Origin of the sequence: Pseudorhizobium tarimense (assembly GCF_022968135.1) — a bacterium.
Taxonomy (GTDB): Bacteria; Pseudomonadota; Alphaproteobacteria; order Rhizobiales; family Rhizobiaceae; genus Neorhizobium; species Neorhizobium tarimense.
This window is the reverse complement of the sequence record NZ_JALJRA010000008.1, coordinates 62,361-84,949: the sequence shown is the minus strand read 5'-3', so window position 1 is coordinate 84,949 and position 22,589 is coordinate 62,361. Positions and strand designations below refer to the sequence as shown.

21 protein-coding genes and 1 pseudogene are annotated in these 22,589 nt (G+C 61.3%); 11 read left to right on the top strand and 11 right to left on the bottom strand.

Features of this window, described 5'->3' with window-relative positions:
* Positions 1-7 precede the first annotated feature (7 nt).
* Positions 8-1,660, bottom strand: a complete 1,653-nt coding sequence (locus MUU54_RS11125) for a Na/Pi cotransporter family protein (RefSeq protein ID WP_247244090.1) — start codon at positions 1,658-1,660, stop codon at positions 8-10.
* Positions 1,661-1,782: 122 nt separating this feature from the next.
* A complete protein-coding gene (locus MUU54_RS11120) occupies positions 1,783-2,244 on the bottom strand; it encodes a tRNA (cytidine(34)-2'-O)-methyltransferase (protein ID WP_247244089.1) in 462 nt (153 codons plus the stop codon).
* 370 nt (positions 2,245-2,614) lie between these two features.
* Between MUU54_RS11120 and MUU54_RS11115 the strand changes: the two genes are divergently transcribed.
* Together MUU54_RS11115 and MUU54_RS11110 are read left to right on the top strand one after the other, a co-directional pair.
* Positions 2,615-4,468: an ABC transporter ATP-binding protein gene (locus MUU54_RS11115; RefSeq protein WP_247244088.1), complete on the top strand. Its 1,854-nt coding sequence runs from the start codon at positions 2,615-2,617 to the stop codon at positions 4,466-4,468.
* A gap of 721 nt (positions 4,469-5,189) precedes the next feature.
* Positions 5,190-7,052, top strand: coding sequence for an ABC transporter ATP-binding protein (locus MUU54_RS11110; RefSeq protein ID WP_247244087.1), 1,863 nt, complete (start codon positions 5,190-5,192; stop codon positions 7,050-7,052).
* Positions 7,053-7,055: 3 nt separating this feature from the next.
* Here the strand turns inward: MUU54_RS11110 and MUU54_RS11105 are convergent, their stop codons facing one another.
* Complete coding sequence (locus MUU54_RS11105) at positions 7,056-7,991, bottom strand: endonuclease/exonuclease/phosphatase family protein (RefSeq protein ID WP_247244086.1); 936 nt, start codon at positions 7,989-7,991, stop codon at positions 7,056-7,058.
* A 356-nt stretch (positions 7,992-8,347) separates the two neighbouring features.
* On the opposite strand from MUU54_RS11105, the gene petA reads away from it, so the two are divergent.
* The 4 genes from petA to MUU54_RS11085 all read left to right on the top strand — a co-directional run bounded on the left by petA (position 8,348) and on the right by MUU54_RS11085 (position 11,792).
* On the top strand, positions 8,348-8,926 hold the full coding sequence (petA, locus tag MUU54_RS11100) for a ubiquinol-cytochrome c reductase iron-sulfur subunit (protein WP_247244085.1): 579 nt from the start codon (positions 8,348-8,350) through the stop codon (positions 8,924-8,926).
* A 13-nt stretch (positions 8,927-8,939) separates the two neighbouring features.
* Positions 8,940-10,229: a cytochrome b gene (locus MUU54_RS11095; protein WP_247244084.1), complete on the top strand. Its 1,290-nt coding sequence runs from the start codon at positions 8,940-8,942 to the stop codon at positions 10,227-10,229.
* A 27-nt stretch (positions 10,230-10,256) separates the two neighbouring features.
* Entirely contained in the window at positions 10,257-11,138 is an 882-nt protein-coding gene (locus MUU54_RS11090; RefSeq protein WP_247244083.1) for a cytochrome c1, read from the top strand.
* A 114-nt stretch (positions 11,139-11,252) separates the two neighbouring features.
* Positions 11,253-11,792 (top strand): adenine phosphoribosyltransferase, encoded by a 540-nt coding sequence (locus tag MUU54_RS11085; protein WP_247244082.1) that lies wholly within the window; start codon positions 11,253-11,255, stop codon positions 11,790-11,792.
* 28 nt (positions 11,793-11,820) lie between these two features.
* Here MUU54_RS11085 and MUU54_RS11080 read toward each other — a convergent pair whose 3' ends face one another.
* Together MUU54_RS11080 and MUU54_RS11075 are read right to left on the bottom strand one after the other, a co-directional pair.
* Positions 11,821-12,288: a MaoC family dehydratase gene (locus MUU54_RS11080; RefSeq protein ID WP_247244081.1), complete on the bottom strand. Its 468-nt coding sequence runs from the start codon at positions 12,286-12,288 to the stop codon at positions 11,821-11,823.
* Positions 12,285-12,755 (bottom strand): MaoC family dehydratase, encoded by a 471-nt coding sequence (locus MUU54_RS11075; protein WP_376742087.1) that lies wholly within the window; start codon positions 12,753-12,755, stop codon positions 12,285-12,287. Before MUU54_RS11075 ends, MUU54_RS11080 begins: the two co-directional genes overlap by 4 nt.
* A 67-nt stretch (positions 12,756-12,822) precedes the next feature.
* Here MUU54_RS11075 and MUU54_RS11070 point away from each other — a divergent pair, with 67 nt between their 5' ends.
* The 3 genes and pseudogenes from MUU54_RS11070 to MUU54_RS11060 all read left to right on the top strand — a co-directional run bounded on the left by MUU54_RS11070 (position 12,823) and on the right by MUU54_RS11060 (position 13,759).
* Positions 12,823-13,299 (top strand): Crp/Fnr family transcriptional regulator, encoded by a 477-nt coding sequence (locus tag MUU54_RS11070; protein ID WP_247244079.1) that lies wholly within the window; start codon positions 12,823-12,825, stop codon positions 13,297-13,299.
* Positions 13,300-13,309: 10 nt separating this feature from the next.
* Complete coding sequence (locus MUU54_RS11065) at positions 13,310-13,492, top strand: helix-turn-helix domain-containing protein (protein WP_247244078.1); 183 nt, start codon at positions 13,310-13,312, stop codon at positions 13,490-13,492.
* Positions 13,493-13,504: 12 nt separating this feature from the next.
* Positions 13,505-13,759 (top strand): annotated as a pseudogene (locus MUU54_RS11060) (YgaP family membrane protein).
* Positions 13,760-13,818: 59 nt separating this feature from the next.
* On the opposite strand, the gene ychF reads toward MUU54_RS11060, so the two are convergent.
* Complete coding sequence (gene ychF / locus MUU54_RS11055) at positions 13,819-14,922, bottom strand: redox-regulated ATPase YchF (protein WP_247244077.1); 1,104 nt, start codon at positions 14,920-14,922, stop codon at positions 13,819-13,821.
* Between the two features lie 163 nt (positions 14,923-15,085).
* On the opposite strand from ychF, the gene clpS reads away from it, so the two are divergent.
* A complete protein-coding gene (gene clpS / locus MUU54_RS11050; protein WP_247244076.1) occupies positions 15,086-15,400 on the top strand; it encodes an ATP-dependent Clp protease adapter ClpS in 315 nt (104 codons plus the stop codon).
* A gap of 47 nt (positions 15,401-15,447) precedes the next feature.
* On the opposite strand, the gene pth is transcribed toward clpS, so the two are convergent.
* The 5 genes from pth to MUU54_RS11025 all read right to left on the bottom strand — a co-directional run bounded on the left by pth (position 15,448) and on the right by MUU54_RS11025 (position 20,263).
* Positions 15,448-16,167 carry an aminoacyl-tRNA hydrolase gene (pth, locus tag MUU54_RS11045; protein WP_247244075.1) on the bottom strand — a complete coding sequence of 240 codons (720 nt, stop codon included), beginning with the start codon at positions 16,165-16,167 and terminating at the stop codon, positions 15,448-15,450.
* Between the two features lie 80 nt (positions 16,168-16,247).
* Positions 16,248-16,625, bottom strand: a complete 378-nt coding sequence (locus tag MUU54_RS11040) for a transporter substrate-binding domain-containing protein (protein WP_247244074.1) — start codon at positions 16,623-16,625, stop codon at positions 16,248-16,250.
* Positions 16,622-16,975 (bottom strand): substrate-binding periplasmic protein, encoded by a 354-nt coding sequence (locus MUU54_RS11035; protein WP_247244073.1) that lies wholly within the window; start codon positions 16,973-16,975, stop codon positions 16,622-16,624. The genes MUU54_RS11040 and MUU54_RS11035 overlap by 4 nt, the downstream gene beginning before the upstream one ends.
* Positions 16,976-17,024: 49 nt before the next feature.
* On the bottom strand, positions 17,025-19,400 hold the full coding sequence (locus MUU54_RS11030) for an EAL domain-containing protein (protein ID WP_247244072.1): 2,376 nt from the start codon (positions 19,398-19,400) through the stop codon (positions 17,025-17,027).
* A 248-nt stretch (positions 19,401-19,648) separates the two neighbouring features.
* On the bottom strand, positions 19,649-20,263 hold the full coding sequence (locus MUU54_RS11025) for a 50S ribosomal protein L25/general stress protein Ctc (protein WP_247244071.1): 615 nt from the start codon (positions 20,261-20,263) through the stop codon (positions 19,649-19,651).
* A 261-nt stretch (positions 20,264-20,524) separates the two neighbouring features.
* Between MUU54_RS11025 and MUU54_RS11020 the strand changes: the two genes are divergently transcribed.
* Complete coding sequence (locus tag MUU54_RS11020) at positions 20,525-22,579, top strand: putative bifunctional diguanylate cyclase/phosphodiesterase (RefSeq protein ID WP_247244070.1); 2,055 nt, start codon at positions 20,525-20,527, stop codon at positions 22,577-22,579.
* The last annotated feature ends 10 nt before the right edge of the window (positions 22,580-22,589 follow it).

The following is a 22,589-nucleotide window of genomic DNA, read 5'->3' as shown; positions in this document are numbered from 1 at the left end:
GGTTTCCTCAGGTGCCGGACTTGCTGCGGCGCAGCCGGCTTTCGCGCAGCAGACCGCTGTCATCCAGGATGGGGTAGGCGACCGAGACCAGATGCGCGTTGATGCGCTTGAGATCGCGCAGAATGTCGAGGTGGAGCGAACTGGTCTGCAGGCTCTCCAGCCGGCCATCCCGCAGCCGTTTCAGGTGGCGCGCGGCCGACAGCTTTTCCGCCTTGCGCACACTCACCTTGATCTCCATCAGGTGCGACGCGAGGTTGAGGTCGCCGGTGACGAAGACGGTCTGCGCCGTCCTGAGGTTTTCGATCGTCAGGTCGAAGAGGTTCTTCAGCTCCCGATAGCCGTCTCCCGAGAACTTCAGATTGTGAGAGACCTTCTTGCGAACCTCCTCGCAAAGGCCCTTCTCAACGATGTCGCCGACATGCTCGAGATTGATGACGTAGTCAATGATGGCAATCGACCGGCGACCGTTTTCGCCGTCACCGGCGTCGTGTGCGAGCTTCGAGAGATAGACCTTCACGTCCTGCTGAATGCGATCCACGCGTCTCTCCAGGGTCTCGATCTCTGCCAGAGGAGCGAGGTCGTTATTCTGAAACGCGTGCTCTACCCGGATCAGCATGCGCTCGATCAGGTCCCCGACAGCCAGAACCTCGCGGGTCGCGTTGGCAAGCGCGACGACCGGTATCGAGAGCGCATCCGGATCGAGGTATTGCGGTCCCGTGTTGGCATCCTCTTGCGAAGGGATCAACCGCTTCATGGTCCCGGAAAGGAGGCCGGAGAACGGCCAGGCAAGCAAGGCGAGGGCGATGTTGAAGGCCAGGTGCACGTCGACCGGCAGGCCATTGCGGTCGAGCGGCAGCAGGTCAATGCCGGCTGCGACGTCGCCGGCGAGCGGCAGTACAATGAGGCAGCCGACGGCGCGCACGACCAGGTTGCCGGTGGTGATCCGGCGGGCGGAAGCAGGTCCCGGCAGTGTCGCGAGGACGGGCGGGATTGCGCCGCCGAGGTTGGCGCCGAGGATCAGGACGATGATCAGCGGCGTCGACAGGATGCCGGTGGAGGCGAGGGAAAGTACAAGCACGACCACGGCCAGGCTGGACGAGGAGGCGACGGCCAGTACGGCCGTGAGCGCCATCGCGACCGGCCAGGCGCCGTCGAGCAGCCGGATGAAGGAGGCGAGGGCAGGCGACTCGCGCATAGGTTCCGTGGCGGCGGAAAGCAGATAGAGCGACAGCAGCATGAGGCCGATCCCGACCAGCGCCGCGCCGCCGCCCTTGCCCGCCGTGGAGGCGCCGCGTTGAAGGATGACGCCCGCCAGGATGAGGAGCGGCGACAGCCATTCGATGCCCGTGGCGACGATCCATGCGGTTACGGCGGTACCGACATTGGCGCCGAGCAATACGATCTGCGCCATCCGCGCGCGGATCAGGTCGCGCTCCACAAAAGAGGCCACAGTGAGGGCGGTTGCGGTGGAGCTCTGCAGTGCGACGGTGGCGACGAAGCCGGAGGCGAAGGAGCGCAGGCCGCTTTGGGTGCCGGTGGCAAGGCCTGTGCGCAGCCGCGGGCCGAATGCACGCGTCACGCCATCCTTCACCTGCGCAAGCCCGAAGAGCAGCAGCGCCACGGCGCCAAACAGATTGATGATGACAATCGTCGATTGCATGACGGGTTCCGAAGCGGTCGCGAGAAAGGAGAGGCTAAGATCTCTGCCCGGCTAAGTAAATATGACAGGCGCGGCCGTTGGAAAGGTTTTGCTTTTTTACCTTCTGCGAAGAAACGTTGCGGTCAATGCCAGGCGGTCTGCCGCAATGCTTCGCCAGCGATCATTGCGGCTGACATCGCAACGTTGATGGACCTCTGTCCTTCCGTCATCGGGATCAGGATGCGTGCGTCGGCACCCTGATGCACCTGATCCGGAACGCCGGCGCTCTCGCGGCCGAAGAGGAGCACGTCATCCGGTCGGAAATCGTGCTGGACGTAAGGCAGTGCCGCCTTGGTTGACGCCAGGATCAGCCGGCGGCCACTCCCCGAACGCCAGCTTTCGAAGGCGTTCCAGTCGACATGGCGAACTAGGTCGACGCTCGACAGGTAATCCATGCTGGCCCGCTTCAGGTTCCTGTCCGAGATGTCGAATCCGGCGGGCTCAATGATGTCCACGCCGATGCCGAGGCAGGCGGCGAGCCGGAGGATCGTTCCCGTATTGCCTGGAATATCAGGTTGGTAGAGCGCGATGCGGATATTGGACATGAGCAGGAGACGTGAAGTTCGGAGTTCGTTGTTTGACTACCTACGAAGGCCGTGGCCCCGGTGCAACAGCTAGATCGAGTACAGTAGTTCGCGCGGAATGCGATGTTTCGCCCTTTCCAATTTCGCTGATCCGGGGTAGAAGTTCAGCGTCTTCAACGCCAGCCTCAGGGGGCCTACATGGATATTGCCGTGCGTACCTGCCTTCTGGCCCGGATGCGTCCAGCCTCCGCCTAAGGCGTCTCGCGGTTTCCGCAACTCTTCCTTTTCGTTTCTGAAGTGGCCAAGTGCGGCCACGCGTTCAAGTTTTCCGTGTCCCCGTCCGTTGCTTCCACGGATGCTGCCGTGACGCCGACCATGTGGAGAATATTCAATGTTTTCGTGGTTTGAGCGGCGTGTCGATCCCTATCCCGTCGATCCGCCCAGCCTGCCTCCCAAGGGGCTCTTCGCGTTCTGCTGGCATTATACCAAGCCGACGGCGCCCTGGCTGCTGGTGCTTGGCATCTGCTCCATGGTCATCGCGGTGGCCGAGGTGTTCCTCTACCAGTTTCTCGGCAACATCATCGACTGGCTTTCCGGCGCGGATCCTGCGACCTTCCTGGCGCAGGAAGGGGGGCGGCTTGCCTGGATGGCGGCCGTTCTTCTGCTGGTGCTGCCGCTGACGGGCGCGCTGCATACGCTGACCATGCACCAGGTGCTGGCCGGCAACTTCCCGATGATCGCACGCTGGCAGATGCACCGCTTCCTGTTGCGCCACTCGATGACCTTCTTTGCCAACGAGTTCGCCGGTCGCGTTTCGACCAAGGTCATGCAGACGTCGCTTGCGATCCGCGAAACGGTGATGAAAATCATCGACGTCTTCGTCTATGCGATCAGCTTTTTCATCTCGATGCTGGCGCTGGTGATCGTGGTCGACTGGCGGCTGGTCGTACCGCTGGTGGCATGGTTCGTGATCTACAGCCTAATCCTCTGGCATTTCATTCCGAAGCTTCGGAAGCTTTCCAGCGAGCAGGCGGATGCCCGCTCAATGATGACGGGGCGGATCGTCGACAGCTACACGAATATCGGCACCGTGAAGCTGTTTTCCCATGCCGGCCGCGAGGAAAGCTATGCGCGCGAGGGCATGGACGAGTTTCTAGGCACCGTGCACCGCCAGATGCGGCAGATCTCGCTTCTCAACATCTGCGTCGACCTCAACAACGCCCTGACGATCTTTGCGGTGGCGGCCTCCAGCATCGCCTTCTGGCTGACCGGAGAGGTCTCGGTCGGGTCCGTGGCCGTTGCGATCGGGCTTGCCATGCGCATCAACGGTATGTCGCAGTGGATCATGTGGGAAGTTTCGGCGCTCTTCGAGGCAATCGGCACCGTCTACGACGGTATGTCGATGATGACCAAGCGGCACGAGGTGACGGACGCTCCCGCCGCCCAGCCGCTGCGCACGCAGAAGGGCCATATCCGCTACGACAACGTCCGCTTCCACTACGGCAAGGCAAAGGGCGTAATCGAGGATCTGACGCTCGAGATCGCAGCCGGGGAGAAAGTCGGGCTTGTCGGGCGTTCGGGTGCGGGCAAGACGACGCTGATGAACCTGCTGCTGCGCTTCTATGACCTCGAGGCCGGCCGCATCACGATCGACGGGCAGGACATCTCGACCGTTTCGCAGGAAAGCCTGCGGGCGCTGGTCGGCGTGGTGACACAGGACACGTCGCTGCTGCACCGGTCGATCCGCGATAACATCGCCTACGGCAAGCCGGCGGCGAGTGACGCGGAGATCATCGAAGCCGCCAAGCGGGCGAATGCCTGGGAGTTCATTCAGGGCCTGTCCGACATGCAGGGGCGGGTGGGGCTCGATGCGCATGTCGGCGAACGGGGCGTGAAGCTTTCGGGCGGGCAGCGGCAGCGGATCGCGATCGCGCGCGTCTTCCTCAAGGACGCGCCGATCCTGGTGCTCGACGAGGCGACCTCCGCGCTGGACTCGGAGGTCGAGGCAGCGATTCAGGAGAACCTGTTTGCTCTGATGCAGGGCAAGACTGTGATCGCGATTGCCCACCGCCTGTCGACTCTGACTGAGATGGACCGGCTGATCGTGCTCGACAAGGGCCGCATCATCGAGATGGGAACCCATCAGGAGCTGGCGTCTTCCGGCGGCGTCTATGCCGATCTCTGGAGCCGTCAGTCAGGCGGGTTCCTGGCCGATGACGCAAAAGCGGAAGCGGCGGCGGAATAGCGACGCTACCGGCGAAAGCACAAAACGCGCTCCGGAAACGGGGCGGGCTTTCTGCTGTTAAGCGTCCCCCTCCTCGACTATCCGAGGCTGCGGGAAAGGAGCCACCCGGCGGTAAAGCATTGTTTATGCAAAGCTGTCAGGAACACGATGGTGCCCGGGGCACCTCCCGCCAATTTTTCCTTTCCGGATTTCCATGATGAGAAGCGTTAAGATCAAATCCCTTCTTCCGGCCCTTGTTCGCTGCGGCAGTGGTCGTTGCGGTTCTCCAGGGCGCCCTTGGGGTGCGTTCCGTTCTCGAACTCGAGAGGCAGGCTGGCAATAACGCTGGCCGCCTGGAGCAATCGACGATGATCGCCGATATGGATCGGCAGTTCTCCAACGTCCGCCGGCTTTACTTGATGGCGCTTTCGGCAAGCTCGGCCAGCTGAAAAGAAACAGTCGCTGGAGCAGCTGCAGGAAGCGCGGACGGGCTGGGGGGAGGCGCTGAGTGCCTTCGGTTCTGCGGTCACCGATCCTGCGGCGAAGGCTAAGCTTGCGAGCCTGCAGGCGGTTTCCGCCGAGTACCACATTCTCGGAGAAGAATTCATCAAGCTGATCAGCTCGTCGCGCCTGTACGAGGCACGCGCTGTCGATCAGCCTTTTGGGCCGTTGCAAGCCCCCTTACGGAAATGTAAGAGGCCTTGCCCTTTGCCGCGCTCACCACGCGGCCTATATCGGGGCCATGATCAGAGCCACATTCCGCGCGTTCGAGAACTGGATCCAGCCATTCGACAGGCGGGATGATGTGAAGCCACCGCAGGGGCTGGTATCCTTCGTGTGGTTCTACGTGCGCCAGGCGAAGGCGCCATTCCTCGCGATGCTCGTGCTCGGTGGGCTTGCAGCCGGGGTGGAAGCGGCGATGTTCTGGTTCGTCGGGCGCCTCGTCGACATTCTCGACACGATCCAGCCTTCCGACGGCTGGAGCGGCTTGATGGCCGAGCACGGCCGAGAGCTGCTGCTGATGGCGCTGGTGGTTGGTCTCGGGCGCTTCCTCATCGCCTTTCTGACGGCTCTGGTCGACCAGCAGATCATCACGCCGGGCTTCTACAACCTCGTCCGCTGGCAGTCCTATCTGCATGTGTCCCGGCAGTCGCTGTCGTTTTTCCAGAACGATTTTTCCGGCCGGATCGTCACCAAGGTGTGGTCGGCGGGGCAGGCGACCGGGGACGTGCTGACGACGCTGATGGAAAGCGTTTGGTTCGTGCTCATCTACTCAGTGTCCACCCTGGTGCTGGTGGCGCAGCTCGACCTCAGGATGGCCGGTGTCGTATTGGTCTGGCTTGCTGTGTTTGCCGCGTTGGCGCGCTACTTCGTCCCCAGGATCCGGGAGAACGCCCGGCTTTCTGCAGAAGCTGGTTCGATGATCAACGGCCGTATGGTTGATGCCTATTCCAACATCCAGACGCTGAAGCTTTTTGGCAGCGACGAGGCGAACGACCGCTACATGCGCGGCGGCTTCGAGAGCTTTCAGCAGACGATCCTGCGCTTCACGCGGATGCTGACGGGTGTGCGGGCATCAATGGCGCTCCTCTCCAGCATCATGATTGTGACGATGGCCGGCCTCAGCATTCACCTGTGGCTCGGCGGGCTGATTAGCTCGGGCGCCGTTGCTTTCACGCTGGCGCTGATGCTGAGGCTAAACTTCCTGCTCGGGCGGCTGATGACGCAGCTGAACGGGCTGATGCGCAACATCGGCACCATCCAGAACTCTGCCGATCTGATCTCCCAGCCGATCAATCTCGTCGACGCCCCCGGCGCAAAGGCACTGGCGGTGCGGGTGCCGGAGATCCGCTTCGATAAGGTCAGCTTCGACTACGGCAACGGCAAGGACGTTATTCGTGACCTGTCGCTGGAGATCCGGCCCGGCGAGAAGATCGGCATCGTTGGCCGGTCCGGGGCGGGGAAGTCGACGCTGGTGAACCTCCTCCTGCGCTTCTACGACATCGAGTCCGGCCGAATCCTGATCGACGGGCAGGATATTGCCGAGGTCACGCAGGAATCGCTTCGGGCGCAGATCGGTATGGTGACGCAGGACACATCCCTCCTGCACCGCTCGATCCGCGACAACGTGCTGTTCGGTCGCCCCGATGCGACAGAAGAGCAGTTTCGGCTGGCCGCACAGCGCGCGGAGGCGGACGATTTCATCATGGGGCTGGAGGATCAGCGCGGCCGCAAGGGATATGACGCCCATGTCGGCGAACGTGGGGTGAAGCTTTCGGGCGGGCAGAGGCAGCGGATCGCCATCGCCCGCGTGATGCTGAAGAACGCCCCGATCCTCGTGCTGGATGAGGCCACGTCGGCGCTGGATTCGGAGGTGGAGGCGGTCATCCAGTCGAACCTCGTCCGGCTGATGCAGGGGAAGACGGTTCTGGCGATCGCCCACCGCCTGTCGACCATTGCAGCGCTCGACAGACTGATCGTGATGGACAAGGGCCGCATCGTGGAGCAGGGGACGCACAACGAGCTTGTTGCAGCGAATGGGATCTATGCCGACCTGTGGGCAAGGCAGTCTGGCGGCTTCCTGGCGGCCGATGCGGCGCAGTAGCCTCTAATCCTGCGGAACGGCGATCTGCGCCACGAGCCCATAATGGTTAGAGCCGAGTGAATCCGGCAGGCGCTGGAGCGACGAGATCGCAAGCGGCGGGCGCACGAAGATGTGGTCGATCGCCACACCTGCCCAGCCGAGCTCCGTCGGCCAGGTGGCAGGTTCGTAGTCTGCGGATCTCAGGCCCGTCTGCCGGAGGAAGCGGCGGACATTCGGCGAGATGCTCGAGGCGTTGAAATCTCCCGACAGGATCACGGGGCCCTGAAGTCCGTTCAGCAACTCCGCTGCATTCGCCAATTCGTGCGCCTGGAACCCGTCGAAGTAGGGCTTCGTGGTGTGAATTGCCGCCAGATAGAGAGGCTGTTCAGAAACGGCGACCTGTGCCAGCATCAGCCGCTCTGCGAAGATATCGCTGAGGCTGGCGATTGTTCTCTTTGCGAGGGGAAGCTTGGAGAGCATCATCAGGTCGCAACCGCGGGTCAACTCGCCGCAGCCGATCCGGTACGGATAGACCGTTGCCAATTCCTGCAGATGCGGCCTCAGCGGCTCGGCTTCCATGACATTCACGACGTCTGCCCCGGACGAGAGGATCAGGTCGCGGATGGCTGGTCCATTCTCAAGGTTGTCCATGAGGATGTTGAAGGACATCAGGCGAAGGGAAGCCACCGGAGCCGCGGGGTTGGGCTCCTGCGCAAACTGCCGGCTCATCCAGATGGAGTGTTCAAGGAAGGAGAGCGAAACGAGCAGCAATGCGAACGGAAGGATCCCGCGCCTCAGAAGCAATGCCGCAAGCAGTGCCAGGGAGCATGCGATGGAAAGATGCAGTTGAAGGCTGTGGATGGTCGCGAAGATCCAGATGTCGCTGACGAAGCGCGTGCCCATTGCGAAAAGCACGAGCGACACGATGACGCAGATCGCAACCGATAGAAACTCTCTCATCCAGCCCGTCCCAACGGTCGTCGCCGCAGCGGAGGTATCACAGGCTGCGCCTTGGGACAATCGGAACACAGCGGGCCGGTTAATGCCCCACAAGGTACGACAGCAGCGCTTGCGCTTCCCTTTGAAAGGGGTATCTAGACGATGATCTGGAGCACGCCTTGGAGGCCTCTGGACACTGCATGAATTGCCGCGACAAACTGGGCTCTATGCTCTTGCCAAGGCTGGACATATTTTGCGATCAAGCATAGAAGGCGCCGAATTGCCGGGGAATCTGTGTTCCAATTGTGACCAGAGCGACGAGCCGGCAGGGGGCAGATGCGGTTTTTCGCGAAATGCGTGAGAAGGATGTTTGAGCCGTGAGCGAGCACGAGACACACAGCGAAACACTGGGCGAGCCCACTCGCCGTGATTTCCTTTACCTGACGACGGGCATGGCCGGTGCCGTCGGCGCTGCAGCCGTGGCGTGGCCCTTCATCGACCAGATGCGTCCGGATGCATCCACCCTGGCGCTCGCCTCGATCGAGGTCGACGTGTCGGCGCTCGAGCCGGGCATGTCGCTGACGGTCAAGTGGCGGGGCAAGCCCGTGTTCATCCGCAACCGCACGGAGCAGGAAATCGAAGAAGCGACGGGCGTCGAGCTTGCAGAGCTCAAGGATCCGATCGCTCGTAACGCCAACATCGATGGGGCCGCTCCGGCGACCGATCTTGCGCGCTCTGCCGGCGAGGGCAAGGAGAACTGGATCGTTATGATCGGCTCCTGCACCCATCTCGGCTGCGTACCGCTCGGCCAGGCTGGTGATTTCGGCGGATGGTTCTGTCCATGCCACGGCTCGCATTACGATACGGCAGGCCGTATCCGTAAGGGCCCGGCGCCTCAGAACCTGGCTATTCCGACTTTCGCGTTTACGTCCGACACAGTGATCCAGATCGGGTGAGGGGTTCTTCTAAATGAGCGGTCATTCTACCTATCAACCATCGAGCGGTATCGAGAAATGGATCGACTCGCGGCTGCCCTTGCCGCGGATGCTCCATGACAGCTTCGTTGCCTATCCCGTTCCCCGCAATCTAAACTATACCTACACCTTCGGCGCCATGCTGTCGGTGATGCTGATCGTCCAGATCCTGTCGGGCGTCGTGCTTGCCATGCACTATGCCGCGGAAACAACGGTCGCCTTCAATTCAGTCGAGAAGATCATGCGCGACGTCAACCACGGTTGGCTGCTGCGCTACATGCACGCCAACGGCGCGTCGTTCTTCTTCATTGCCGTCTATCTCCACATTGCCCGTGGCCTCTACTACGGCTCGTACAAGGCGCCGCGCGAAATCCTCTGGATCCTCGGCGTGGTCATCTACCTCCTGATGATGGCGACCGGCTTCATGGGCTACGTTCTGCCCTGGGGTCAGATGTCCTTCTGGGGCGCGACCGTCATCACTGGCTTCTTCTCCGCCTTCCCTCTGGTCGGCGAGTGGATCCAGCAGTTCCTCCTCGGGGGCTTTGCTGTCGACCAGCCGACGCTGAACCGCTTCTTCTCGCTGCACTATCTGCTGCCGTTCATGATCGCGGGCGTCGTCGTCCTGCACATCTGGGCGCTGCACGTCACCGGCCAGACGAACCCGACCGGCGTCGAAGTGAAGACCAAGACAGATACCGTCGCCTTCACGCCCTATGCGACGCTGAAGGACGCTCTTGGCGTGTCGGTCTTCCTGATCGCTTTCGCCTGGTTCATCTTCTACATGCCGAACTATCTCGGCCACCCGGACAACTACATCCCGGCTGACCCGTTGAAGACGCCGGCTCACATCGTTCCGGAATGGTACTACCTGCCGTTCTACGCGATGCTGCGCGCCATCACCTTCAATATCGGCCCGATCGACTCCAAGCTTGGCGGCGTTCTGGTGATGTTCGGCTCGATCATCATCCTGTTCTTCCTGCCGTGGCTGGATACGTCGAAGGTTCGGTCCGCCGTCTACCGTCCGTGGTACAAGCTCTTCTTCTGGCTCTTCGTTGCCGATGCCATTCTGCTTGGCTGGCTGGGCGCCATGCCGGCGGAAGGTATCTACGTCATCCTGTCCCAGCTCGGCACGCTGTACTACTTCGGCTTCTTCCTGGTCATCATGCCGCTGCTCGGCCTCTTCGAGACGCCGCGGCGCATTCCGAACTCGATCACCGAGGCGGTCCTGGCCAAGAAAAACAAGTCCGACATGGAAAAGCTCAAGCCTGGCGAAGCCAGCGCCTGACCGCCGCGACCGAGAGGGATTAAGAGTATGAAAAAGCTTGTTGCAAGCATCCTTTCGCTGGCCTTCGTGGCAGGGCTGGGCGTAGGTGCCGCCGCATTGGCTCAGGATGAGCATGCGGCGGAAGGCGAAGCCCATGCCGAGGGTGCAACGCCGCACTATCCGCTGAAGCACCCGACGGAGCTCGACTGGAGCTTCGCCGGCCCCTTCGGCCACTACGACAAGGGGCAGCTGCAGCGCGGCCTGAAGATCTACACGGAAGTCTGTTCCGCCTGCCACTCCATGACCCTTGTTTCCTTCCGCAGCCTGGAAGAGCTGGGTTACTCGGAAGAGCAGGTGAAGGCTTTTGCGGCGAACTACCAGGTCACTGATGGTCCGAACGATGCCGGCGACATGTATGAGCGCACGGCCGTACCTTCGGACCACTTCCCTGCGCCGTTCGCAAACGCGCAGGCTGCTGCTGCCTCCAACAATGGTGCAGCACCTCCGGACTTCTCGCTGATCGCGAAGGCGCGCGGCGTGACCCGCGGCTTCCCGCAGTTCGTCTTCGACATCTTCACGCAGTATCAGGAAGGCGGGCCGGACTACATCTACTCGCTCCTGACCGGCTATGAAGAGCCGCCGGAAGGTCTGGAAGTGCCGGAGGGCACCTATTACAATCCGCACTTCATCGCCGCGGCCGCGCTCGCCATGGCGCCGCCGCTGTCGGACGGGCAGGTGACTTATGATGACGGCGCACCGGAAACGCTGGACCAGTACGCCAAGGACATCTCGGCGTTCCTGATGTGGGCCGCCGAACCGCATCTCGAAGAGCGCAAGCGTACCGGCTTCATGGTCATGGTGTTCCTGGTGATCTTCACCGGCCTCATCTACCTGACGAAGAAGTCGGTCTACTCGAACAAGGAACATTGAGGCCTCGCCTCGATCCAGAAAAAGGCGGTCCTCGGGCCGCCTTTTTTGTTGGGGAGGTACCTTTCGCTTGCTAGGGTCTCGCCCGATCCCCATCAGTCCAGCCACGGGACCATCATGACCAAGCCAATCGACCTTTCCACCGCCGTCCGTTCGATCCACGATTATCCGAAGCCGGGTATCATCTTCCGTGACATCACGACCCTTCTGGGCGATGCCGTGGCATTCCGCCAGGCGGTGGACGAACTGGTGCGACCCTATACGGGGCTTGGCGTCGACAAGATCGCCGGCGTCGAGGCAAGGGGGTTCATCCTTGGGGGCGCCCTGGCGCACCAGTTGTCAGCCGGTTTCGTGCCAATCCGCAAGAAGGGGAAGCTGCCGCACGCGACGGTGCGCATTGCCTACAGCCTCGAGTATGGCGTCGACGAGATGGAGATGCATGTGGATGCGGTAAAGCCGGGCGAGAAGGTGATCCTGACGGATGACCTGATTGCGACCGGTGGTACGGCGGAGGGTGCGGTGAAGCTGCTGCGCCAGCAGGGAGCCGAGATCGTTTCTGCCTGCTTCGTCATCGATCTGCCGGATCTAGGCGGTCGCCGGAAGCTCGAGGACCTCGGCGTCGAGGTCAGGACGTTGATGGCCTTCTCCGGACACTAAGCCCGGAGCTACCGGTAGCGACGACAGTTCAGCCGAATTCCAGGACGGTGCCCTCGTAGCGCATCACTACCTCGCCATGCTGGTTGACGCCATCGTTCGACGTGATGTTGATCCAGGTGCCCGGCCGCGAGACAACCGGGCGGCTCTCGATCAGTTCGACCGAATAGGTGATGTTGTCTCCGACATAGACTGGCTTCATCCACTGCAGCGTCTTGAAGCCTGCGGAAGGACCGAGTTGCGGGGGCCTTATGCCTTCTTGCGAAAGGCGCTTCATTTCGGCAGTCCAGTACTCCATGAACATCTTCATCCAGCCGGCGCAGGTGTGCCAGCCGGAGGCACAGAGGCTGCCGAAGACGTAGTTCCTCGCCGCTTCGGCATCGACGTGGAAGGGCTGCGGATCGAACTGCTTTGCGAACCGAATGATGTCTTCGGCGGTAAACAGCATAGTGCCAGTGATGACCCTTTTGCCCGGCGGCGACAACTCGATCAGCCTCATGCGCCTGCCTCCAAGTCCGGCCGGCGGCGGATCATGATCGGGTTTTCGCCGCGCATCACCAATATGCCTTTCTGATTTTCGACCTCATGCAGGAAACGGACGAGACCGATGCCCGGCCGCGAGCGCAGAAGGCGGGACGCGGCCACGGTCGATCGCCCGGAAAGAGTGTCTCCGGCGAGGACCGGCTTCTTCCACTCCATGAAATCAATGCCGGGCGAGCCTTCCGATGCCGCTTCGTGCAGCCACCCGTCATACATCATGCGCATGAATAGGCTGGCGGTATGCCAGCCGGAGGCCGAAAGGCCGCCGAGGATGCTCGCCCGGCCGGCCTCTTCCGACAGATGCATAGGCTGCGGGTCGAATTCAGATGCGAAGGTGACGATCTCCTCTGCGGTCACCTGGCGGCTTGCAAGCGGCAAGGAAAGCCCCTCGGAAAAATCCTCGTAGTAATAGCGCGCTTTGACCATGCGCATGGTTCCTCCGACTCTTAGGCCGCACAATGACCAGCAGAGCCAGCAAATTCAAGGAGCTGAAATGAGCGGTTGGCTGAAGAGCGCGGTTTTCCCCGCTTCCCTGGAGAAGGAGGCACGGGCGCTTCTGGAAGGCATTCGCCCCGTGCAGATGCGTCGTGGGACGGTGCTGTTTCGGCCCATAGATCGCTCGCAAGCCTTCATCGTGGTGTTGTCGGGGCGGGTGGACGTCTACCTGACAGGGAGGACTGGCCGTGAAATGCTGCTCTATTCTGTGCCTCCCGGCGAAACCTGCGGGCAGACGACGCTCGGTGTGTTCGCCGACGCCGCCTATACAAGCGAGGCAATCGCCGAAAGCAATCTCGTGATCACGATGGTGCCGGAATCGGCGTTCGAGAAGCTGCTGGCGGGCTCCGCTGCCTTCCGCGCATTCGTGTTCATGGCGCTCGCAGCCCGGCTCAAGGAGATGATGAACCTGCTGGAGCAGGTGGCCTTCACGGGCATTGAGGAGCGGTTGGCGCGTGCGCTTCTCGACCGCTGATGGAGAGTCCGTGCTTGCAACGCATCACGAGCTGGCGATTATCATCGGGTCAGCGAGAGAAGTCGTTTCGCGCCGCCTTGAAGCGCTTGCCGCCAAGGGGATCGTCGCCAACGAGCGCGGACGTGTCCGGATCCTGTCACGCCAGGATCTCTTGCGGCTGGCGCAGGGCGGGGGACAGGGACTGGTGACTTAGTCACCGACTGTGATGGCAGCGCTACCGTGCCCGCGTAGACAAGCCCGAAAGGAGGGTCTCATGTTGGTGAAGAACGTCGGAACGATCGATCGCATCCTGCGCGTCATCGTCGGGATCGCGATCCTGTCGCTATTCTTCCTCTACCCCGATTCCGCCTGGCGCTAATATGCGCTGATCGGCATCATCCCGCTGGCGACCGGCGCCGTGGGCATGTGCCCAATCTACTCGCTGGCCGGCATCTCGACCTGCACAACAAAGCGAGCGTAGCTCACACGGAAAAGGCGCCGCAAACCCCTGCGGCGCCCTTTGATCGCTCGTTTGAGGGATCAGGTGTTGAAGCGGAAGTGGATCACGTCGCCGTCCTGCACGACGTATTCCTTGCCTTCGTCGCGCGCCTTGCCGGCATCCTTGGCGCCATTTTCTCCACCAAAGGCAATAAAGTCGTCATAGGCGATGGTGTTGGCGCGGATGAAGCCACGCTCAAAATCCGAGTGGATGACGCCGGCCGCCTGTGGTGCCTTGGTGCCGCGCTCGATGGTCCAGGCACGCGTCTCCTTCGGCCCGACGGTGAAGTAGGTGATGAGGTCCAGGAGCTTGTATCCGGCGCGGATCAAGCGGTCGAGACCGGCTTCTTCCAAGCCAAGCGAGGAGAGAAATTCCGCGGCTTCCTCATCGGGGAGCTGAGCGACCTCGGACTCGATTGCGGCTGAAATCACGACGATCTCGGCTCCCTGAACCTTGGCCATCGTCTCGACCTTGGCAGTGAACTCGTTGCCCGTGGCGGCATCGCCCTCGGCGACGTTGCAGACGTAGAGGACCGGGTGCGAGGTCAGGAGGTTGAGGCCCTGCAGGATGCGGGTCTCGTCCGCATCGAGGTCCTTCAGCATGGTGCGTACCGGCTTGCCGTCGCGCAGGAGTTCGAGCGAGCGCTCCATGATCGGCAGCTGCGCCATGGATTCCTTGTCCTTGCCGGTCGCACGCTTGCGCGTCTGCTCCGTGCGGCGCTCCAGGCTATCGAGATCGGCGAGCATCAGCTCCGTCTCGATGGTCTCGGCGTCGGCGACCGGATCTATGCGGCCTTCGACATGGGTAATGTCGGAGTCCTCGAAGCAGCGCAGCACGTGGACGACGGCATCCACCTCGCGGATGTTGGCGAGGAACTGATTGCCGAGGCCTTCGCCCTTGGAGGCGCCGCGGACGAGGCCGGCGATGTCGACGAAGGAAATTCGGGTCGGGATGATCTCCTTCGACTTGGCAATGTCGGCAAGCTTCTTCATGCGCGGATCGGGAACCGCGACCTCACCCGTGTTCGGCTCGATGGTGCAGAAGGGATAGTTGGCGGCCTGTGCCGCAGCCGTCTTTGTCAGAGCATTGAAGAGCGTCGACTTGCCGACATTCGGCAGGCCCACGATGCCGCATTTGAAACCCATCGGTAGAAATATCCGTGCTTGAACGATCGTTGCGTTGGCTATGGGATAAACCGGGTGAGGGGTCAAGCCCGGGTAGGACAGGTCACATCGAGCGTCCGCTTGATCGTCGTCAAGGCGGATGCGATAATGATCCTCTCCTGATCACCGTCATCGCGAGGCTTGCATGCCGACCAACGACGACACTGTCCTTCTTCCCACGACAAAGTCCAAGCCGAAGCTGGAGCGGCCCAAGCTCTACAAGGTCATCCTGGTCAACGACGACTATACACCTCGCGAATTCGTGGTGATGGTGCTGAAGTCGGTCTTCAGGATGAGTGAGGAGGCGGGCTATCGTGTGATGCTGACGGCGCACCGGATGGGCACTGCTGTCGTGGTGGTCTGCGCCAAGGATATTGCCGAGACCAAGTCCAAGGAAGCCGTAGATCTCGCCAAGCAGGCGGGCTTTCCCCTGATGTTCACGGCAGAACCTGAGGAGTGATCAGTGCGGCCGGCGAGGGAGGTAGCAGCAGACACTCCACACGGTGCTCAATCGCCCTTGCCGCCGAACATCTTCCTCAGCATCTCCGCCATCGGCCCTGTCGTGGGCAAGGCAGGCTTGGCAGCGCCGCCGCGTGCCTGACGGATGTGGGACTGCTCGGCCGGCTTCTTCATTGGCTTCGCTTTAGGCTCGTCGGCCTTGTCGCCCGTTGCGAGCGCCAGCTTGTTGAGAAACTGCGAGTCCTCGCCGCGAACCAGCATTTCGGCATTGTCGGCAAGCGCATCCAGAAGCGGCTCAAGCCATGCCTGATCCGCCTTGGCGAAGTCGCCAAGCACGTGGTTATGAACCAGCTCCTTCGAACCCGGGTGGCCGATCCCCAGACGCAGGCGCCGGTAGTCCTTGCCGCAATGGGCATCGAGCGACTTCACGCCGTTGTGGCCACCATGACCGCCGCCGGTCTTCAGACGCGCCTTTCCCGGCGCCAGGTCCAGTTCGTCGTAGATGGCGATGATGTTCTCCGGCCCGAGCTTGTAGAAGCGCATGGCTTCGCCGACTGCCTCTCCCGACAGGTTCATGAAGGTCTGCGGCTTCATCAGCAGGACCTTTTCGCCGGCGATCTCTCCCTCGGAAATCTCCGCCTTGAATTTCTTCGACCACGATCCGAAGCTTGCCCGTCGCTGCAAGGCGTCAATTGCCATGAAGCCGATGTTGTGACGGTTGCCGGCATATTTTCCGCCCGGATTGCCGAGGCCCGCGATGATCAGCATGTCGTTCTGTACCCGTTTGCGATGATCCGAAGGTCTCTCCACCCCGAACGGCTGCGGAAGTCAATCCGTTTCAGGGCGTGTCACTTCGGCTGGACGATTCCGTAGGAGGAGAGGATGCGATCCTGTTCGCCGCTGGCAACCAGCCGGTCAAGGACTGCCTGCATCTTCGCGATCAGTGCATCGGACAAGGTCGGGTTGCAGGCGAAACCGAGAGGCTGAAGGTCGAGCGTGGCAACTTCCCTGATCTGCGCGCGCTTGGCGAGCATGTCCGCGAAGATACCTTCCGACATCGGCATCAGCACGATGCGCTTTTCAATCAGCTTGCGGACATTCGTCTCGAAATCGGCGCTGACATCGATGAGGGGAAAGCCGAGGCGCTCCAGCAGGGCCTCCGTGTAGTCGGCGCGGTGCGTGCCGACGAGGTAGCTTTCGGCATCTTCCAAGCTGATGTCGGTCATGGTGAATCCTCTCGCGCCACCAGAATGCTGCGGTTGACGAAGAGCGGGATGACCCACTTGAAGCGCCCTTCGCGCTCCGGCGTGCGGGCTGCGGCGAAGACGCAGTGCATCGGTTGCGTCTCGGCGAGTGCGATAGCCCGGGCCCAGGGCATGATCTGGATATCGTACGGTCGCCCGATCTCCTCAATCATCGCCTTGAGCTGATCGATTCCGCCGCCGCGATTGGTGCCGTCTTGCTCGCGGAAGCTGAAGGGCGGATAGGCTTCGGTCGTGAAGATGAGCGGCTCGTCGGCGTGCGCGCAAGTGGCCGCAGTCAGGCATGCGAAAAGCAGGCTGGCCAATCTCGTCATGTTTGTGCGTCCCCGTCCACTGACAGTATCGCCGACGAAACTGTCACGATCAAGCGGTGCCGGCGAAGGACTGGCGGGCGGCTGACGTGCCGAGCAGCAGGTGCAGGTCTTCTATGGGCAGCGGCTTGGAGAAGAGATAACCCTGTCCGCAGTCCACACCCATGTGATGAAGTGCATCCTTCTGAGCAGCCGTCTCGACGCCTTCGGCAATGACCTTGCAGTTCATCTTCTGGGAGATTGCGGTGATGCCTTCGATCAGCAGTCTGTTCTTGCCGCCGACCTCGTCGCCGCCTTCGGTAGAGCGGATGAAGGACTGGTCGATCTTCACGATGTCGACTGGGAAGCGGCTCAGATAGCTCAATGAAGAATAGCCGGTTCCGAAGTCATCCAGAGCGATGCGGCAGCCGAAGGAGTGGATCTCGTTGAGGATTCTGCGAACTTCCGGGTTGTCGTGCATCAGGACGGCTTCGGTGATCTCCAACACCAGACGGTTTGGTCTGATGCCGTACTGGCCGAGCAGGCTGGCAAGCCGCGTCGGCAGAGAGCATTCAAACTGCAGGGGCGAGAGGTTGACCGCGACATAGGCGTCCATAAGGCCGATCTCTTGCGAGACGCGGGCAAGGTTCGCAACAGCGCTCTCGAGGATCAGGTTGCCGATCGCGCCGACGGTCCCGTTTTCTTCAGCCACCTCGATGATGGCGGCAGGCAAGAGCATGCCCTTGACCGGATGGCGCATGCGCATCAGCGCTTCAAAGCCGATGATGGGGCCTGCCTTCAGGTCCACGATCGGCTGGAAATGGGCCTCGAACCAGCCGCCGGTAACGGCATCGTCGATGTCTTTCTCTATCTCTGCGCGCTTGCGCGTTTTCTCAAGGATCGCGGGATCGAAGATCTGCGCGCCGTTCTTGCCGTCGCGCTTGCGCGCATACATCGCGAGGTCGGACTTGTGCAGGAGATCTGCAGCTCCCGAGGCGTGGTCGGGATAAATGGCGACACCAACGCTGGCGCTAAGGCGGACCGGGTGTCCTACCACCAGGAACGGGTTTTCGAACAGGGCGACGATCTTCTTGCAGAGTTCGTTTGCCGATTCCTGCACGTCGCCGCTCGTCAGCAGGAAGGCGAATTCGTCACCGCCCAGGCGCGATGCGGTATCCCCCTCGCGCAACAAGGGTAGAACCCGGCTCACGAACTGGCGCAGCAACTCGTCGCCTGCGGCGTGGCCCAAGTTGTCGTTGACAGACTTGAAGCGGTCGAGATCCACAAAAAGGCAGGCGAGGCGATCCTTGGTTTCATCGGCATCGCGCAGCTTCTGATCAAGGATCGCCTCAAAACCCTGCCGGTTGATCAGCCCGGTCAGGTGATCGGTGATCGCCTGCTGACGGACACGCTGTTCCGAACGCTTGAGCTCGGTGATGTCCGTCATGACGTTGAGTGATCCGGTGCCGCCCAGTCGCTGGTCGAGCTCCCGCTCGATAATCAGGACGTCAATGACGTCGCCACTGCGGCAGACAAAGCGGACGGTTGCCTCCACGGACTGCCCGCCGGGTCGCCGCCTGCTTCGGCGGTTGGCGAAGATTGCACGGTCCGCTGGCGCGACGAAATCAACGAAGGGCCGGGCGACGACTTCATCGCGCCTGTAGCCCGTGGCCAGCAGCCAATAGTCGCTGACGGCGGCGATCAAGTCGTTCTGGTCGAGCGAAAAGAGCATTGCCGGAGTGCGGTTATAGAGCTCCGTCGCCTGCTGGTGGGCCTTCTTGAGTTCCTGCTCGTCCCGTTCGAGTTGCGTCTGCATCTCGTTGAAGGATTCTGCCAGCTGGCCCATCTCGTCCGTCGACTGCCAGTCGACGTGGTGGCGGGAGCCGAGCTTGCGCGTTGCTTCGATGGCGGCCGTCAAGCGCATCAGCGGCGTTATGACCATCAGCCGGTTACCCACAAGAGCCGCCAGGAATACCGTCAGTACCGCAAGGGCGAATATGAAGATGAAGGCCATCTCCGTTTCATGAAGCGCGGCGAACCAGCCCGGCGATTCGACATAGGCAGTAATATCGCCAACGGTTACTTCACCCTGTAGTGATTTGTAAATGATTGGAAGCGAGATCCTTTCCAGATCAACAGGACGAGCTGACGTGGCGGCGGTTTTGATAACCTTCAGCTTGCCCAATCGGTCGTCAACCCGGATCGAGCGAACGGCCGGATCTGAGACCATTCCGAGAACCGTCTGCCTGACCGTATCCTTGTCCAGGTCCCATACGGGCTTCCCGAGGGCCTTCGCATTTGTTGAGAGTAGGAGCTCGATCTGGGATCGCAGGGCGCTGTTTGCCTGTTGTGACGAAAGCGCCAGGAAAAGCGTAAACAGAGGCACGACCACGCAAAGGAGCGTTGCCGATACAATGGTGATGAACCGAGTTTCCACCGAACGCTTCATGCGCCTGCTGCTCCACCGGCCTGATTGACGTGAGGTGTCAGCACACCCGCATCGTTGCGGCTAAGAATAGCCGCAACTGTTTAATCTTCACTGACATCATGAATGCCGGTGTCGTACATCGGCCAGCAAAGGCGCCAAGGCAAGCTGAAAGGCAGGCTCGTCCGAGGTGGAGTTGAAACAAAGAAAACAAACTGCAAACAAAAAACCCGCCTTCGGGAGGCGGGTTTTTTTTGAACTATCTAAAGTTCTTATTCGGAAGCGGGCGTTTCTTCCTGCTGTTCTTCTTCTTCAACGCCAGCGGCCGGTGCAACGATGGTTGCGATGGTGAAGTCGCGGTCAGCAATCACCGGCTTCACGCCCTTAGGCAGGGTGACGCTGGAGATGTGGATGCTGTCGCCGATCTTGAAGCCGGCGAGGTCCACGGTGATGGAGTCCGGGATGGCGTTTGCCGGGCAGTTGAACTCGACCGTGTGGCGGACGATGTTCAGAACGCCGCCGATCTTCACGCCGGACTTTTCTTCGTTGATGAAGTGCACCGGAACGTCAACGGTGACCGCGGTGTTTTCGGAAACGCGCAGGAAGTCGACGTGCATGGTGAAGTCGCGAACCGGATCCAGCTGGTAGTCCTTCGGCAGGACCTGAATCTTGTTTCCGTCGACGTCGATCGTGGCGATCGTCGTCATGAAGCCGCCGGCGTGGATACGCTTGGTCACTTCATTAGTCGACAGAGCGATGGCAATTGGGGCCTGCTTGTCACCATAGATGACAGCGGGAATCAAACCGTTGCGGCGAAGTTCACGGGCGGACCCCTTACCAACCCGTTCGCGCGCCTCGGCCTTGAGCTCGTAAGATGCTTGGCTCATGGCATATCCTTTCGAGGTTATTTGGAGGACCCGCAGAGCGATGAGCGCTATCTTCGGGTCGGGAGGGCATCTCGCGACGCGCTCCATCCGCGTTGCCTCCAAGGGTGTCTACGCGGACTGGCGGCCTATAGTACAAGCGGCTCCCAATATCAAGCAGCACGGGGCGAAACGGTCGGAGAAGCTTGTTTACCATCTTGGCGAACCATTCGCACAGAGGTTGGGTGTTAGCACATGCATGTCTTCTAGTGCACGGACGCTCTCATGGAACGTATCCTCTCCTGCCTCGCTCTCGACCACGACCTTCGCTATGTTGCCGGTGCGGTCCTGGTTTGTGCGCTCGGGTCTGCCTTGACGATGCGTCTCTTCTCCAGGGTCAGACGCGCCAAGGGCCTGGAACGTGGGTTACGGCTCTTCCTTGCGGCTTTCATCGGTGGCTCGACAACCTGGGCAACCCATTTCCTGGCGATGCTCGGCTATTCTGTCGTAGGCACCGCCGGCTACGACCCGTTGTTGACGCTACTATCATTCGCGATCGCGGTTGTGTCGGCAATGGCCGGTTTATGCGTTACCGCCTATGGAGGGCGATCCGTATTGCTGGAGGCAGGCGGCGTGATTGTTGGGCTCGGCATCGCTGCCATGCATTACCTCGGCATGGCTGCCTACGAGGTGCAGGGTGTCATTGTCTGGGAGTGGCGCTATGTGGCAGCCTCCCTCGTTGCGGCAGGCGTCTTCGGGGGGCTTGCCACCAACCGTATCGGCCGACCGATCGGACGGGTTTGCCAATATGGATCTGTGGCTGCCCTGGTCCTCGCCATCGCGTCGGCCCATTTTCTCGGCATGGCGGCCGTCGACGTTGTGCTCGATGGCAATCTTCCCATACCGGCCACCGTTCTGCCCCCCGTGATGTTGGCACTCGGCGTGTTCTTCCTCATGCTGGCGCTCCTCGCTATGGCTGCGGCGACCTACCTAATCGATTCCAGCACAACGCAGGATGCGTTCGAGCGTTACCGCCATCTTTCTCTGCACGACCCTTTGACCGGATTACCGAACAGAACCTCGTTCACGGAAGAGCTGGCGCTGGCCGCCGGCCGCATTGGCGGCAATGCGCAGATTGCGGTGCTGTCGTTCGACCTTGATCGCTTCAAGGAGGTCAACGACGTCCATGGTCATGCCGCCGGGGATGCTGTTTTGAGGGCTATCGGCGGACGGTTGAGCACAGTCACCGGTGACGACGAATTCATCGCCCGCGTGGGCGGCGACGAATTTGTCGCAATGACGCGGCGTTACTACGTCAAGGCCGACGCTTACCGCTACGCGCAACGGATCATCAACGAGATCTGCAAGCCGATCGAGTGGCAGGGCAGCACGCTGACCGTCGGGACAAGCGTCGGGATCGCAGTGCTTGCAGACGGCGCTTCCCCAGATGATCTGCTGGCCCAGGCGGATGTCGCGATGTACCGCGCCAAGGCGAGCGGCAACAATGCCGTCTGCTTCTATGACGCTTCCATGGACCTCGCAGCGCGCGAAAGAAACGTTCTCGCAATGGACATGCGGGCCGGGCTGCGCGAAGGCCAGTTCGAGCTGTACTATCAGCGGCAGAACGACACCTTCACCGGTGAGGTGGTCGGCTTCGAGGCGCTGCTTCGCTGGAACCATCCGAATCGCGGCGTGGTGCCACCGTCCGACTTCATCCCGATTGCCGAAAGCAGCGGCTTCATCATCGAGCTCGGCGTCTGGGTCCTACGTGAGGCCTGTCGGGAAGCGGCGAGCTGGCTGAACCCTCTGCCGATCGCTGTCAACGTGGCAACGCAGCAGCTCTCCGACCGCAATTTTCCCGCGATGGTGCAGGAGGCACTTCAGGAAACGGGCCTTGCACCCGCAAGGCTCGAGCTGGAGATCACCGAAAGCGGTATCGTTGCCGACCATCAGCGGGCGCTTCAGACCATCCGCCACCTCAAGAGCCTCGGCGTTCGGATCGCAATGGACGATTACGGAACCGGCTATTCCTCGCTATCGATGCTGCTGACCTTTCCCTTCGACAAGATCAAGATCGACCGGCAGTTCGTTGATGGAGTCGCCACCAACTCCCAGTCGGCAGCCATTGTGCGGTCGACGCTGATCCTTGCCTCAAGCCTCGACATCCCGGTTCTCGCTGAAGGCGTAGAGACCGACGCTCATATAGAATTCCTGCGTAAAGAAGGATGCGTGCAGGTCCAGGGCTTCTTGTTCGGCAAGCCGGGACCCAGGGAAGGTATCGACGCGATCGTCAATCGCGAGCCAAAGAGCGGCGCCTCGGGCGGGACCAAAGCCGCCTGAAGTGGCTCTC